12 protein-coding genes are annotated in these 14442 nt (G+C 68.4%); 8 read left to right on the top strand and 4 right to left on the bottom strand.

Annotation, left to right across the window (positions count from 1 at the left end):
* The first annotated feature begins 76 nt into the window (after positions 1-76).
* From PWS46_RS11155 to PWS46_RS11145, 3 genes are all read left to right on the top strand, one after another.
* Positions 77-2107 carry a glycosyl hydrolase family 28-related protein gene (locus PWS46_RS11155; protein WP_434615006.1) on the top strand — a complete coding sequence of 677 codons (2031 nt, stop codon included), beginning with the start codon at positions 77-79 and terminating at the stop codon, positions 2105-2107.
* Positions 2104-3630, top strand: a complete 1527-nt coding sequence (gene terL, locus PWS46_RS11150; protein ID WP_434615003.1) for a phage terminase large subunit — start codon at positions 2104-2106, stop codon at positions 3628-3630. The genes PWS46_RS11155 and terL overlap by 4 nt, the downstream gene beginning before the upstream one ends.
* Before the next feature lie 229 nt (positions 3631-3859).
* A complete protein-coding gene (locus PWS46_RS11145; RefSeq protein ID WP_295832432.1) occupies positions 3860-4180 on the top strand; it encodes a hypothetical protein in 321 nt (106 codons plus the stop codon).
* Between the two features lie 45 nt (positions 4181-4225).
* Here PWS46_RS11145 and PWS46_RS11140 read toward each other — a convergent pair whose 3' ends face one another.
* A complete protein-coding gene (locus PWS46_RS11140; protein ID WP_434615000.1) occupies positions 4226-4444 on the bottom strand; it encodes a hypothetical protein in 219 nt (72 codons plus the stop codon).
* Positions 4445-4776: 332 nt separating this feature from the next.
* On the opposite strand from PWS46_RS11140, the gene PWS46_RS11135 reads away from it, so the two are divergent.
* The 5 genes from PWS46_RS11135 to infC all read left to right on the top strand — a co-directional run bounded on the left by PWS46_RS11135 (position 4777) and on the right by infC (position 10483).
* Positions 4777-5151: a DUF952 domain-containing protein gene (locus PWS46_RS11135; protein WP_434614997.1), complete on the top strand. Its 375-nt coding sequence runs from the start codon at positions 4777-4779 to the stop codon at positions 5149-5151.
* A complete protein-coding gene (locus tag PWS46_RS11130; RefSeq protein ID WP_434614995.1) occupies positions 5148-6221 on the top strand; it encodes a quinone-dependent dihydroorotate dehydrogenase in 1074 nt (357 codons plus the stop codon). Before PWS46_RS11135 ends, PWS46_RS11130 begins: the two co-directional genes overlap by 4 nt.
* A gap of 144 nt (positions 6222-6365) precedes the next feature.
* Entirely contained in the window at positions 6366-7622 is a 1257-nt protein-coding gene (locus PWS46_RS11125; protein WP_434614992.1) for an EAL domain-containing protein, read from the top strand.
* Between the two features lie 285 nt (positions 7623-7907).
* On the top strand, positions 7908-9872 hold the full coding sequence (thrS, locus tag PWS46_RS11120) for a threonine--tRNA ligase (RefSeq protein ID WP_434614990.1): 1965 nt from the start codon (positions 7908-7910) through the stop codon (positions 9870-9872).
* Positions 9873-9955: 83 nt separating this feature from the next.
* Complete coding sequence (infC, locus tag PWS46_RS11115) at positions 9956-10483, top strand: translation initiation factor IF-3 (protein WP_085090744.1); 528 nt, start codon at positions 9956-9958, stop codon at positions 10481-10483.
* Positions 10484-10678: 195 nt separating this feature from the next.
* Here the strand turns inward: infC and PWS46_RS11110 are convergent, their stop codons facing one another.
* From PWS46_RS11110 to PWS46_RS11100, 3 genes are all read right to left on the bottom strand, one after another.
* Entirely contained in the window at positions 10679-12052 is a 1374-nt protein-coding gene (locus PWS46_RS11110; RefSeq protein WP_434614987.1) for a CocE/NonD family hydrolase, read from the bottom strand.
* Positions 12053-12303: 251 nt separating this feature from the next.
* Entirely contained in the window at positions 12304-12501 is a 198-nt protein-coding gene (locus PWS46_RS11105) for a DUF2783 domain-containing protein (protein WP_434614985.1), read from the bottom strand.
* A gap of 26 nt (positions 12502-12527) precedes the next feature.
* Entirely contained in the window at positions 12528-14183 is a 1656-nt protein-coding gene (locus tag PWS46_RS11100; protein WP_434614982.1) for an FAD-dependent oxidoreductase, read from the bottom strand.
* Positions 14184-14442 lie beyond the last annotated feature (259 nt).

Raw genomic sequence — 14442 nt, 5'->3', positions numbered from 1 at the left:
AAACCTACCAACGTCTGGAGACGTGGGAATGCCGTAGCCCGCCCAGGGAGAGGGCGTTTTTCTTTTGGAGTTCCCGATGTCCACGTCGCTTCTCATCCCGCGCGGGACCCCGCGCGTGCAGTATCTCGCCGACGGCATGCAGCGGGTCTTCACCTACCCGTTCCCGATCTTCACCGACGAGGATCTGCAGGTCTTCCTGGGCGCCGCGCTGCAGAGCACCGGTTACGCCGTCGGCGGGGCCGGTGCCAGCGCCGGCGGGGCGGTGACCTTCGCAACGGCGCCGGCGGAGGGAACACTGGTGCTGCTGCGCCGCCGGCTTCCCATCGAACGGCGCAGCGATTTCGGCGAGAGCGGGCCGCTGCCGGCCTCGGCCCTCAATGGCGAACTGGACCGGCTGACGGCGATGCTCCAGCAGGTGGCGGGCGACCAGGAACTGATGCTGCGCTTTGGCGACAGCGACCTGCCGGCCTCGCCGCTGCTGCCGGAGCGGGAACTGCGCCTGGGCAAGCTGCTGGCCTTCGACAGCGCCGGCAACCCCACGATCCGCCCGCCGGTGGACGAGGAGGCGCTGGCGACCTATGTGCCGCCGGGGGCCGGGGCCACCGCCCGGCCGGTGCGCGACAAGCTGGCCGACCTCGTATCGGTGAAGGATTTCGGCGCGGTGGGCGACGGGCTGGTCGACGACACGCTGGCCCTGCAGGCGGCGCTGACCTCGGCCCGCGCGGTGTTCGTGCCGCCGGGGACCTACCGCATCGCCAACACGCTGACGCTCGGCCATGGGCGGACGCTGTACGGGGTGGGGCAGGCGTCGGTGATCCGCGGCGCGTCCAACGGCTTCGACCTGATCCATCTGCCGGACGGCTACGCCACCCTGTCGGGCTTGCGGCTGGAACAGGGAAAGGTGGGGGTGCGGCTGTTCGGGCGCGACGGGCCTTGCGTGCAGAACAGCCTGACCGACCTGACGATCTGGGAGCCGGAGGTGGGGCTGGTCTTCGACGGCTACATCGACCCGAACCTGCCCTGCTATTGGAACAACATCGCCCGCGTGCTGGTGGCGCGGCCGTCGCGCCATGGGGTGTGGCTGACGCGGACGGGGGCTGGCGACACGCCGAACGCCAACCGCTTCCACGCCGTGCGGGTCTATTCGCTGTCGGCGCCGATGAGCGGCTGCGGATTCTTCGTCGAGCAGGGGCGCTTCAACAACGCCTTCTTCGACTGCGAGGCCAATCTGTGGCCGGAGGCGGAAGCCTGTTTCCGCGTCGGCGCCGTCACCGACAAGACGCTGATCGTGAATTTCTACGCCGAGTCTCTGGGGGCGTTGCCGAACTTGCAAATCGATGCCGGGTCGGTCGAGACGGCGGTCGTCAACCTGTTCTCCGCCGCCGCCGGGCCGGCGATCCTCGACCGGTCGGGCGGGCAATATACGGCGGTCAATGCCGGCTATCCGGAGAAGAACCGGCTTCAGCGCAGCCGCGTCACCGAACTGGTGGTCGAAGCGCTGCGCTATGACACCGAGTATGTGGAGCCGGCCGCGGGCGGGGTGGTGGCGCTGGACCTGAGCAGTTCGGTCTATCTGGTCAGCGCCTATGGCGGGGCCGTGGAGTTGCGGCTACCCGAGGCCGGGGACGCCAACGGCCATGCGGTGACGATCAAGCGCACCGATGCGTCGGTCAATCCACTGACGGTGACGGAGATCGGCGGGCCGGGACCGGACGGGCGGACGCTGTCGCTCGGCAACCGGTACGATTTCGTCACGCTGGTGTCGAACGGCGCCGGCTGGTGGATCGTCGCCGGCAACAGCCAGCCCGGCAATGCCCACTATCACGAGGCTCCCGGCCTGTTCGAGCCGGATCTGAACCAGCAGCTCTATCTGGTCAGCGCCTGGAGCGGGGCGGTGGAGGTGCGGTTGCCGGTGCCGTCGGCCCCGCATGCGGTCGGGCGGACGGTCACCGTCAAGAAGTCCGACACCGGCGGCAACCGCGTCACCGTCACCCAGGCCGGCGGTGGCGGGCCGGACAGCGAGGCCATCGCGCTGACCGCGCAGGGTCATGCGGTGACGGTGATGTCGAACGGCGCCGGCTGGCACATCCTGGGGCGGAATCCATGACGGGGAAGGACGAGGACGGCTTCTGCGCCTTCGTCCAGGGCTGGAACGCCATGGTGGAGCTGAAGACGCCCGCCCATCATGCGCGGATGGCCGGCTGGCTGGAGGAGCATATGGCCGGGCCGAACCGGCGCATGCTGCTGATGGCCTTCCGCGGCTCGGGCAAGTCGACGCTGGTCGGGCTGTTCGCGGCCTGGCTGCTGCTGCGCGACCCCAACCGCCGGCTGCTGGTGCTGGCCGCCGACCTGAAGCTGGCGATGAAGATGGTGCGCAACGTCAAGCGCATCCTGGAACGCCATCCCGATTGCAGCCATCTGAAACCGCCGACATCGGTGCGCGACCAATGGGCGGCCGACCGCTTCACCGTGGTACGGCCGATGGAACTGCGCGACCCGTCGATGGCGGCGGCGGGCATCGGCGGCAACATCACCGGCAGCCGCGCCGACGTGGTGATCTGCGACGATGTCGAGGTGCCGCGCAACGCCGACACCGCGGTGAAGCGCGCAGCATTGCGCGAGCGTCTGTCGGAGCTGGAGTATGTGCTGGTGCCGGGTGGGACGCAGCTCTATGTCGGCACGCCCCATGCGCAGGACAGCCTCTATGCCGAGGAGACCGACGACGGCAGTCCGCCCTTCCTGGACGGGTTCGAGCGGCTGGTCCTGCCGGTCTACACCGAGGATGAGCAGGGCCGCCGCAGCTACACCTGGAAGGAGCGCTTCGGCGAGGCGCATGTCGCCCGCATCCGCAAATCCACCGGCCCCAACAAATTCACCAGCCAGATGCTGCTGCGCCCGGTCAGCATCACCGACGGGGTGCTGAATGTCGACAATCTCGGCCGCTACGACGCGGAGCTGGAGTATCGCGAGGCGCTGGGCCGCGCGGTGCTGACTCTGGACGGGGTGAAGCTGGTGTCAGCCACCTGCTGGTGGGACCCGGCCTTCGCCCGGCCGGCGGGGGAGGGGGGCGGCAGGAGCCGGGGTGGCGACGGCAGCGTGGTCGCCGCGGTCTTCGCCGGGGAGAACGAGCGCTTCTACCTGCACCGGGTGCTGTATCTGGCCGTCGATCCCAAGGCGGAGGAGACGGAGGCCGACCAGCAATGCCGGCTGGTCTCCCGCTTCCTGGCCGACAACCATTTGCCGGCGGTCCACATCGAGATCAACGGCCTTGGCCGTTTCCTGCCCGGACTGCTGCGCAAACGGCTGCGCAACGATCGGCTGGCCGCCGGGGTGGTCGAGCAGAACAGCCGCACTCCCAAGGTCCGGCGCATCTTGGAAGCCTTCGACGCGCTGCTGGCCGACCGACGCCTGCTGGCCCATCGGCAGGTCTGGCAAACGCCGCTGATCCGCGAGATGCGCGACTGGCGCCCCGACGGCCGCTATCGCGGTCCCGACGACGGGCTGGACGCGGTGGCCGGCTGCCTGGGCGCCGAACCCTACCGCTTCGACCGCAGCACCGCCCCGGCAGAGCGCCGCGCCGACTGGCGCGGTGCGGGCGCGGTGATGGTGGAGGCGGATTGGGAGCTTTGAAGGTGGCAGTCGGGACCGGCACGACCGCATCTACCGGAGCCGTTGCTCCGCACTCGCGACGGTCATTCCCGCGAAGGCGGGAATCCAGCCGAAACAGCCGCTTGGATCGGACGACTGGATCCCCGCCTTCGCGGGGATGACGGCCAATCAGGTGCGGATTTGGCTTCGATTGCATGCCTTCGACAGAGCGGCCCTTTCCATCTTCCCCACCTTACGACAGGAGACCCCGATGCATGATGCCCTGACCGGAGGACTGGATCTCGCCTGGTGGATCACCGCCGTCGAGTTGCCGGCGATGGGCGGGCTGTTCTGGCTGATCGCGCGGGTGCGCAAGGATGCCGACAGCGCGCTGGACGATCTGCGGACCCGCGCCGAGGAGGCCCAGGCGCAGGTGCGCGAGAGCCTTGCCGCATACAAGCTGGAGGTCGCGAAGACCTATGTCTCCTTCGCGACGCTCAAGGACGTCGAACAGCGCCTGACCGACCATCTGCTGCGGATCGAGACCAAGCTCGATTCGGGCTTCATGCCGTTCGAGGGCGGGCGGCGCTGACCGGGGGCCTTGATCTGGACCGGGATCTTGACCGGGCGGGCCGGCTCAGTCGGCGTGGTGGATCATCGCCTGGTAGATCTTCCAGGCGACCTCGACCGACACGCCGCCGGCCCGCGCGCCGGCGGCCAGCATGGTGGCGCTCGGCTTCAGCGGGACCGCGGTCTGACCCGGTTCGCACAGCGCGCCCATGGCGGTGATCGAGGCGCCCAGATCGGCGTCGCAGGGCTGGCTCTTCTTAATCAGGGTCATGGCAATCGCGTTCATGGCGGTTCCTCCGTTGACTTGGGACCGTCACAGCAAAAGCGATGCCAACCGCTGCGAACGGCCTGAAGTCAGGGAATCGCGGAGGTTGAGGGGGCGAAGCGGCCGATCCGGCGGAGACGGGCGCCGTCGAATTTCAAAAATACCCGCAAAATGCCGAATAGTTTCGAGTGTGCTTTGCAAAATGCAACGCGCGAAGCGTGCGGAATTGCATTCGGGGAGTCGATCTTGCGTTGTGCTGCGGTGAGCAGAGCGGTGCGCGTCAAAGGCGCGGCGAAGCTGCGGCTTCGAGGTCTCTGGCCGGTGGCCGCGTGTTGCGTTAGTGTCCCACCCTCATGACCGACCGCATCATCCATCACATGTGCCGCGCGGACGAGTGGGACGCCGCCCGCCCGGCTGGCCGCTATCCCGGCTCGTCCCAGGATGTCCAGGACGGCTTCATCCATTTCTCGACCGCCGCGCAGGTGGTGGAGAGCGCCGCCAAGCACCGCGCCGGCCAGGACGGCCTGCTGCTGCTGACGGTGGACGCCGGCCGGCTGGGCGACGCCCTGCGCTGGGAGCCGTCGCGCGGCGGACAGCTGTTCCCGCATCTCTACGGGCCGCTGCCGGTGGATGCCGTGCTGCGCGTCGATCCGCTGCCGCTGGGGCCGGACGGGCGCCATGTCTTCCCGGCCGGCTTTCCCTTCACCCTTCAGGACCTCGTTCCGTGATCGACCTCTATCCGCTTGCCGGGCCGCTGCTGTTCCGCTTCGACCCTGAGACCGCGCATGGCCTGACCATCAAAATGCTGAAGAGCGGGCTGGTCCCGCCGGCCCGCGGCAGGAACGAACCGGCTCTGCACACCCGCGTCTGGGGGCTGGACTTCACCAACCCGGTCGGGCTGGCCGCCGGCTTCGACAAGAATGCCGAGGTGGTCGACGCCATGCTGAACCAGGGCTTCGGCTTCGTCGAACCCGGCAGCGTCACCCCGCGGCCCCAGCCCGGCAACCCGCGCCCCCGCCTGTTCAGGCTGGTGGAGCAGCGCGCGGTCATCAACCGCATGGGCTTCAACAACGAGGGGCTGGAGGCCTTTGCCGGGCGGCTGGAGCAGCGCCGCGAGAAGGCCAAGCGTGCGCCCGGCATCGTCGGCGCCAACCTGGGCAAGAACAAGGACACGGCCGACGCCGCCGACGATTACGTGATCGGCGTGCGCCGTCTGGCGCCGCTGGCCGATTATCTGGTCGTCAACGTCTCCTCCCCCAACACGCCGGGGCTGCGCGCGCTGCAGGGCCGCGACCCGCTGCGCGCCCTGCTGGAGCGGGTGCTGGAGGCGCGGGCATCCTGCGGCCTGAGCCGCAACCCGCCGCTGCTGCTGAAGATCGCCCCCGACCTGACGGTGGAGGACAAGAGCGACATCGCCGCGGTGGCGCTGGAGTCCGGCATCGACGGGCTGATCGTCTCCAACACCACCATCGCCCGGCCCGACACCATCCCGGCGGCGATGCGCAGCGAGGCCGGCGGCCTGTCCGGCGCACCGCTGTTCGAGCCCTCGACCTCCGTCCTGCGCGAGATCTACGCGCTGACCGGCGGCAAGCTGCCGATCGTCGGGGTGGGCGGCGTGGCGACGGGCGAGCACGCCTATGCCAAGATCCGTGCCGGCGCGTCGCTGGTGCAGCTCTATTCGGCGATGGTCTATGCCGGGCCGGCGGTGGTCCACCGCATCCGCCGCGAACTGGCGGAACTGCTGCGCCGCGACGGCTTCCGCTCCGTCGCCGAGGCGGTGGGGGCGGATCACCGCTGAGGGATCTCCACGTGAGGCCGCGCAGGATGCGGCGAGCAGGGGCGTAGCATTAACGGATCGTCAAGCGGGTGTCCCGACAGTGGGTCCCAGGGTTGGGACGCCCGCGCGGTTCAGTGTCATACTCCTGCCGGAGGCTGCGCACCCGTGAAGGCCCTGACCGCCGACCTCCGCCCCGGAACCGCCGCCTCATCCGCGGCCGTTCCCTTCATCCTGGTTCCCGCGATGACCCTGCTGACGCACCTCGTCTATGCGCTGGCCTATCTGATCGCCGGGGTTTCGGCCGGTGCGGCGCTGTGGGCGCTGCGCCCGGAAGCCGACCCGCTGGTGGCGTGGCTGGCCGGCGCGCTGGTGGTGCTGGCCGGCGCCCTGGTCCATGAGGTGGTGACGCGGCTGGAGCGAGAACGCAAGGCCGCCCGCCGCATCGCCCGCCTGAACGACCGGGTGGAGGAGCTGGCCCATCTGCTGGAGCAGCGGCTCGCCGCCGATCCCGGCACCCAGCCCGAGTCTGGCACCCGTTACGACGCGGTGATGCAGGAGGTGAGGCTTCTGCAGTCGCTGGTCGCCCGCCTGACCGAACGGCGCGCCCCCCGGCCGCCGGCCGCCAGCGCCGAGCGCCGTCCCGCACCGTCCGCTACGTCTCAGGCCGCCCCGGCGCCGGTGCCGATGGACGACGCCGCGGTGCTGGAGGCGGTGCGCGATGCGCTGAAGGCCGACCGCATCGACGTCTATCTCCAGCCCATCGTCAGCCTGCCCCAGCGCAAGCACCGCTTCTACGAGGTGTTCTCTCGGGTGCGGGCCGCCGACGGGCAGCAGATCATGCCCGACCGCTATTTGGACATCGCCGAGCGCGAGGGGCTGATCGCCACCATCGACAACCTGCTGCTGGTCCGCTGCGTCCAGCTGATCCGCGAGACGGAGCGGCGCCAGCACGCCATCGGCTTCTTCGCCAACATCTCCGCCGCGACACTGGCCGACGCGGAGTTCATGCGCCAGTTCCTGAACATGATGGCGCAGAACCACGCCCTGGTGCCGAAGCTGGTGTTCGAGTTGAGCCAGCACGACCTGCGCGTCGGCGGGGCGGTGACGATGGGCATCCTGTCGCAGCTGGCGCGGCTGGGCTTCCGCTTCTCGATGGATCAGGTGACGGACCTCGCCATCGACCTGGACCGGCTGCTGCGCCACGAGTTCCGCTGCATCAAGCTGGACCGCGCCCTGGTGCTCGACCCCGCCAATGCCGCGCGCATCCGCGAGCTGCGCCACCGCTGCGCCGCCGAGGGCATCGACCTGATCGTCGAGAAGATCGAGACGGAAAACCAACTGGTCGAGGTGCTCGACACCGGCTTTGACTTCGGCCAGGGCTACCTGTTCGGCGAACCGAGGCTGAGCCGGAAGCCGGAGTGAGTGAATGAGGCGAAGCGGTTTGCCCCCTCCCTAACCCTCCCCCGCCTCCGGCGGTGGAGGGGACTGCCGCCGATTCGCATAAGGCCCCCTCTCCCGCGGAACGCGGGGGAGGGTTGGGGAGGGGGCCTGCGCAGCAACATCTTGCGGTGCAGGGAAGTCTCACCGTACCGGTCCTTTCCCCTTGATTTCCGCCACCGCGCTTGACATTCCCCCACGCGGCGATGGAAATTTCGCGTTCCCGGCCAAGTCCGGGCACCCGATGCGGGTGAGACCAACACTAGTGAAATGGTGACTTCGGTGACGTCCAACATCGCCATCACGCTGCCCGACGGCAGCGTGCGGGAGTTCGACCGGCCGGTGACGGGGCTTGAGATTGCCCAGTCCATCGGTTCGCGCCTGGCCAAAGATGCGCTTGCCGTCAAGATCGACGGCACGGTGAAGGACCTCACCACCACCGTTACCACCAACGCCAAGATCGAGATCGTCACGCGCAACCACGCCGACGCTCTCGAGGTCATCCGCCACGACGCCGCCCATGTGCTGGCCGATGCGGTGCAGAAGCTCTATCCCGGCACGCAGGTCACGATCGGTCCGTCGATCGCCACCGGCTTCTACTATGACTTCGCGCGTGACGAGCCGTTCACGCCCGAGGATCTGGAGAAGATCGAGGCGAAGATGCGCGAGATCGTCGGGGCCGACATCCCGATCGTGCGCGAGGTCTGGGACCGCGACGAGGCGGTCGCCTACTTCAAGAAGCTCGGCGAGCATTACAAGGCCGAGCTGATCGAGGCGATCCCGCAGGCCGAGCCGGTGTCGATCTACCGCCAGGGCGACTGGCTGGATCTGTGCCGCGGGCCGCACGCCATGACCACGGGCAAGGTCGGGCAGGGCTTCAAGCTGATGAAGGTGGCCGGCGCCTATTGGCGCGGCGACAGCCGCAACCCCATGCTCCAGCGCATCTACGGCACCGCCTGGCGCGACGAGAAGGAGCTGAAGGCCTACCTGCACCAGATCGAGGAGGCGGAGAAGCGCGACCACCGCAAGCTGGGCAAGGAACTGGACCTGTTCCATGTGCAGGAAGAGGCGGTCGGCTCGGTCTTCTGGCATCCGAAGGGCTGGACGCTCTACCAGACGCTGGAAACCTACATCCGCACCAAGCTGAAGGCCGCCGGCTATGTCGAGGTCAAGACGCCGCAGCTGATCGACAGCTCGCTGTTCAAGGCGTCGGGCCACTGGGACATGTATGGCGACAACATGTTCAAGGTGGAGGCCGACGGCGGCGAGAAGCTGCTGGGCATCAAGCCGATGAACTGCCCCGGCCATGTCCAGATCTTCCGCCACGGCCTGCGCTCCTACCGCGACCTGCCGATCCGCATGGCGGAGTTCGGCGCCTGCCACCGCAACGAGCCGTCGGGCGCGCTGCACGGCATCATGCGCGTCCGCGCCTTCACCCAGGACGACGCCCACATCTTCTGCACCGAGGATCAGGTTCAGAGCGAGGCGGCCGAGTATTTCAAGCTGCAGCTCGGCGTCTACAAGGACCTGGGCTTCGACAAGATCTCGGTGAAGCTGGCGCTGCGTCCGGATGTCCGCACCGGCGCCGACGAGCTGTGGGACCGCGCCGAAGGGGCGCTGGCCCAGGCGCTGCGCGACGCCGGGCTGGAGTATGAGGAACTGCCGGGCGAGGGCGCCTTCTACGGCCCGAAGGTGGAATTCCACCTGACCGACGCCATCGGCCGGACCTGGCAGTGCGGCACGCTGCAGTACGATCCGAACCTGCCGGAACGACTCGATGCCAGCTACATCGGCGAGGATGGCGCCCGCCATCGGCCGATCATGCTGCACCGGGCGATCCTGGGGTCGATGGAGCGATTCATCGGCATGCTGATCGAGCATTACGCCGGCAAGTTCCCGCTGTGGCTGTCGCCGGTGCAGGTCACCGTCGCCACCATCACCAGCGAGGCCGACGGCTATGCCGAGGAAGTGGCCAAGCTGTTGAAGCGCAAGGGCCTGCGCGTCGAACTCGACACCCGCAACGAGAAGATCAACCTGAAGGTCCGCGAGCACAGCCTGCAGAAGGTGCCGCTGATGCTGGTTGTCGGAAAGCGGGAAGCGGACGAACGGACGGTCGCGCTCCGCGTGCTGGGCGGCAAGGATCAGGAAATTCTTGCCCTCGACGCGGCGGTGAATAAACTGGTTGAGGAAGCGAGATCGCCTGCCGGCGAAACCGTGACCGATTCGCCGTTTTAACCGACTGCGCGACGCCGCCGGCCCTCCTCTGGATGGCCGGCTTCCGCGTGGTTTAAGACCATGGAGAAGCGTCCATAGCCAGGATTCCGTCCGAAGCCGCCCCGACCCGCGAAGGCCCGCGGGTTAACCGGGAGATCTCGGCTCGTTCCGTTCGTCTCGTCGGTGCAGACGGCGAGATGATCGGGGTGGTGTCGTTGCGTGATGCTTTGCTGGCCGCTGAGGATGCCGGTCTTGACCTGGTCGAGATCGCTCCCCAGGCGGAACCGCCTGTCTGCAAAATCCTCGACTATGGCAAGTTCAAGTACGAGGCGCAGAAGAAGGCGAACGAGGCCCGCAAGAAGCAGAAGATCATCGAGGTCAAGGAGATCAAGCTCCGGCCGAACATCGATGACAACGACTATGACGTGAAGATGCGCTCGGCGCGCCGGTTCCTCGAGGAAGGTGACAAGGTCAAGGTGACCCTGCGCTTCCGCGGCCGTGAAATGGCGCACCAGGATCTGGGTATGAATGTGCTGGTCCGCGTCCGCGACGAGCTGGAGGCGCTGGCGAAGGTCGAGCAGATGCCGAAGCTCGAAGGCCGCCAGATGGTCATGGTGCTGGCTCCGCGCTGATGCGGGGCGAGGTTGCGGAAAAGGCCCGTCCGGGATGCCGGACGGGCCTTTTTTCTTTGCTGAATGCGGCAGTGCCTTGCCCCCTCCCTAACCCTCCCCCGCTTCGCGGGAGAGGGAACTCCGCCGCTTCGACATACTCCCTCTCCCGCAAAGCGGGGGAGGGTCGGGGAGGGGGCAACCGGCTCCTCAACTTCCTCACCGCAGCGGCCGGTCGTCGACGATCACGACATAGCAGGTGTGGCGGGTGTATTTCGCGCAGTTGTCGAGCGCGGCGCGGCGGGCGGCATCCTCGCTGGGCATGCCGGCCTTCCAGCCGAAGGCGCCGTCCTGAGACACCGCGAAGGCCTTGCGCCCGGAAGCCGCGACATAGGCGCCGAACTTGTCGCGGCCGGAGGCCGACAACTCCTTCGGCGGCTCCAGGCTGACGCGGGTGCCGCGCGGCGCCTCCGCCGGGGCGGCGGCATCGGCGCCAGCGCCGGCCGGGCGGTCGTTGAGATAGGCGATGCGGCAGCCCTTCTGGGTGTGCGACGCGCAATTCTCCAGCGCGCCCTTCTGCGCCTCGTCCAGGCTGCGCATGCCGGACTTCCAGCCATAGGCGCCGTCGGGCGACACGGCGAAGGCCTTGTTGCCGCCGGCCTCGACATAGGCGGGGAACTTGGCGCGGTTGGCGGCGGACAGCTCCGGCGGCGGGAGAAGCGCCGGCAGCGTCAGCGCCATCGGCATGTCGCGCAGCACCAGCCCATTCTTCGCCAGGAACCGGTCGACCATCGGCGTCCATTGCGGGATGGCGGCGCTGAAGAAGGAGTGTCCGTCTTTGCCGTTGGCGGGGGCGGCGATGAACTCCGCCCGTCCGCCCTCATGAGTATAGGCCTCCCACAGGCGCCGGGCGAGGTCGGGGCCGAAGAACAGATCGTTCTCGGCATAGATCCACAGGGTGGGAACGCGCGAACTGCGCCCCAGCGTACCGAAGGCGGCGACCAGCCGGTTCTCCTGGCAGACCTCGTTGTCGGCGACGGAGCCGCGGCCGCCGGCGAAGCTGATGGCGGCCTTCAGTCCCGGCGGCGGGTCGGCGCTGAGCGCGATGCTGGCAAGTCCGCCGGCCGAGACGCCGACAGCGACGATGCGGCTGGCGTCGGCGAAGGGTTGCGCCGTGACATAGCGGATGGCCTGACGCAGGTCCTCGGCGCTCTGGCGGGCGGAATGCAGGTAGTCGGGGTTGCTGCAGGCGCCGGTCGTCTCGCTGTATGGGCCGTCCGATCCGCCATAGCCGCGCCGCATCACCGCCACCACGGCCCAGCCGCGCCGCGCGAATTCACGGGCTTCCGGCAGGTAGCGCAACGGCGTCATCTGCGCCCGGTCCGCCGGGTTGCGCGGCGTGCCGTGGCTCAGCAGGACGATGGGGTAGGGGCCGGGGCCGTCCGGCCGCAGCAGCATCGCCTCCAGCGTGGCGGAGCTGCCGTCGGGGAAGCGCGCGGGGATCGACAGCGCCGTCTGCGTCAGCCCCTCCGCCAGGGCGGGGCCGCAGCACAGCAGCATGAACAGCAAGGGGAGCAGGCGGCGCAGGATCATGGTCGGCGCAGTCTTCGCGATGGAAGGGGGGCTGCGCTGTTGTACGCCAACTTTGGCTTGGCGTCAGGAGGGAGGTGCACGCTTGCGATTGCCCCCTCCCTAACCCTCCCCCACCTTCGGTGGGAGAGGGGACTGCTGCCGCTCTTGCGCGCAACTCCCTCTACCGCGATCGGACCGGCCTTTGGCCGGCCGAGGGCGGGGGAGGGAAGGGGCCCATGCGTCAGCATGGGCAGGGAGGGGGCAACGCTGTCCTACTCCACCCCTTGCCGCGCCACGCGCAGCGCGTCGGCCAGAACCTCAGCGTCGCCGATATGGTTGGCGAGCAGCAGGATCAGCTTGGCGTTCAGGCGGGTGCTCTGGTCGGGAGTCAGGTCGCGGTGGCTGTCGATCAGCAGTTGGTACACGTCGTCCGGGCTGGCGAAACGCTGCTCGGTCATCAGTTTGGCCATGGGGGCAACTCCGGAAAATCGGGGGATCAGCGGCCGGTGGCGCGGTTGAGCGCGGCGGACAGGGAGGCGGCGTCGAAGCGGCGCCAGCGGGCGGCGATGTGCTGGTCCGGGCGGATCAGATAGACGCTGCCCGGCGTCAGGTCGTAGCGCTCGCGCAGGCGGCCGGCGCTGTCCACCAGTTCGCCGGCGATGCCGCGGCGCCGCTCGGTCACCGCGTGCCAGACCAGCGGCAGCGGCCCGGCGGCGAGGCCGTCCAGCGCCTCCGCCACCTCGGCCGGAACCGGCCCGTCACCCGCGGCGTAGAGCACGGTGAAGCGGCCGTCCAGCGCCTCCATCAGCCAGCCGGCATGGCCGTCGCGTTCCACCGGCGCGTCGGTGGCGGGTGCTCCGGGCACCATCCGGCCGGCGAAGGTATCGCTGTCCGGCGTGTTCAGCGGGCTGTCGGTGTAGGTGGTGGGGGTGGACAGCCGGCCGGAATTGACCAGCGAGCGGGCGAAGGGCTGGTCGACCGCCAGTTCCAGCACGGCGTCGCGGAAGACGCGGCTCATCTCGCTCTTCGGTGTGATGAAGTCGGTGGAGCGGGTGGAGTTCAGGATGTTCTCCCTGGCCGCCGCCACCCGTTCGTCGCTGTAGCTGTCCAGCAGCGACTCCGGCGCCTTGCCGTCCAGCACCAGCGCCAGCTTCCACACCAGATTGTCGGCGTCGGGCACGCCGCTGTTGGCGCCGCGGGCACCGAAGGGCGAGACCTGATGGGCCGAATCGCCGGCGAACAGGATGCGGCCGTGGCGGAAGCGCTCCAGCCGGCGGCACTGGAAGGTGTAGACTGACACCCATTCCAGTTCGAACGGCGTGTCGGCGCCCAGCATCGCCTGGACGCGGGGGATGACGCGCTCCGGCTTCTTCTCCTCCTCCGGATCGGCGTCCCAACCCAGCTGGAAGTCCAGGCGCCAGACATTGTCGGGCTGCATGTGCAGCAGGGCCGACTGCTTGCGGTGGAAGGGCGGGTCGAACCAGAACCAGCGTTCCGCCGGGAAATCGGCCTTCATCACCACGTCGGCGATCAGGAAGCGGTCCTTGAACACCTCGCCCTGGAATTCCAGCCCCAGCATCTTGCGCACCGACGACTTGGCGCCGTCGCAGGCGATGACCCAATCGGCCTCCACCGCATGGACGCCGTCGGGGGTCTCGACCTGAAGCACGACATGATCGGCCTCCTGCTTGGCGGAGATGACGCGGGAGAGCCAGCGCAGGTCGATCAGGTCGTGCTTCCGCGCTTCGGTGACCAGGAAATCCTCCAGGTAATATTGCTGGAGGTTGATGAAGGCGGGGATCTTGTGGTCCGGCTCCGGCAGCAGGTCGAACTGGTAGACCATGCGGTCGCCGTTGAAGACCTTGCCGATCTTCCACACGACGCCCTTGTCGATCATGCGCTGGCCGACGCCCAGCCGGTCCCACACCTCCAGCGCGCGCTTGGCATAGCAGACGGCGCGGCTGCCGACGCTGACGGTGTCCTCGGCGTCGAGCACCACCACCGGCACGCCCTTGCGCGCGAAGTCGAGCGCGGCGGTCAGCCCGACCGGGCCGGCGCCGATGACCACCACCGGATGGCGCCGGACGGTGCCGGTGCGCTGTTCCTCCGACGGGACAAAGCTGTATTTCGGATAGCTGAAAGTCGCGTGCATTGGGCGTTTCCTCCCCCGGAAACCATGACAGGACGCGTTGGCGGCCCGGCCGCGGAGCAGCCGGCTTTGCGGTGATTTGTTATTGTTGCCAACGATACAGTTTCATTTGATACCAATCAAGCCTTCGCTTCATCATCGGCGGAGCCGCGGGGGAAGCGATACAGACATGCTCACTATGACGGAAAATCAGTATCGCGTACAGCGTGCGGCGGTGTAGCCTCGCGGCAAAAGACCGGCCAAAGACAGCCCAGACAGAGAC

The organism is Azospirillum sp. B2RO_4, from assembly GCF_051124815.1.
GTDB lineage: Bacteria > Pseudomonadota > Alphaproteobacteria > Azospirillales > Azospirillaceae > Azospirillum.
The sequence above is the reverse complement of the archived record's forward strand: the minus strand, read 5'-3'. Positions and strand labels throughout refer to the sequence as shown.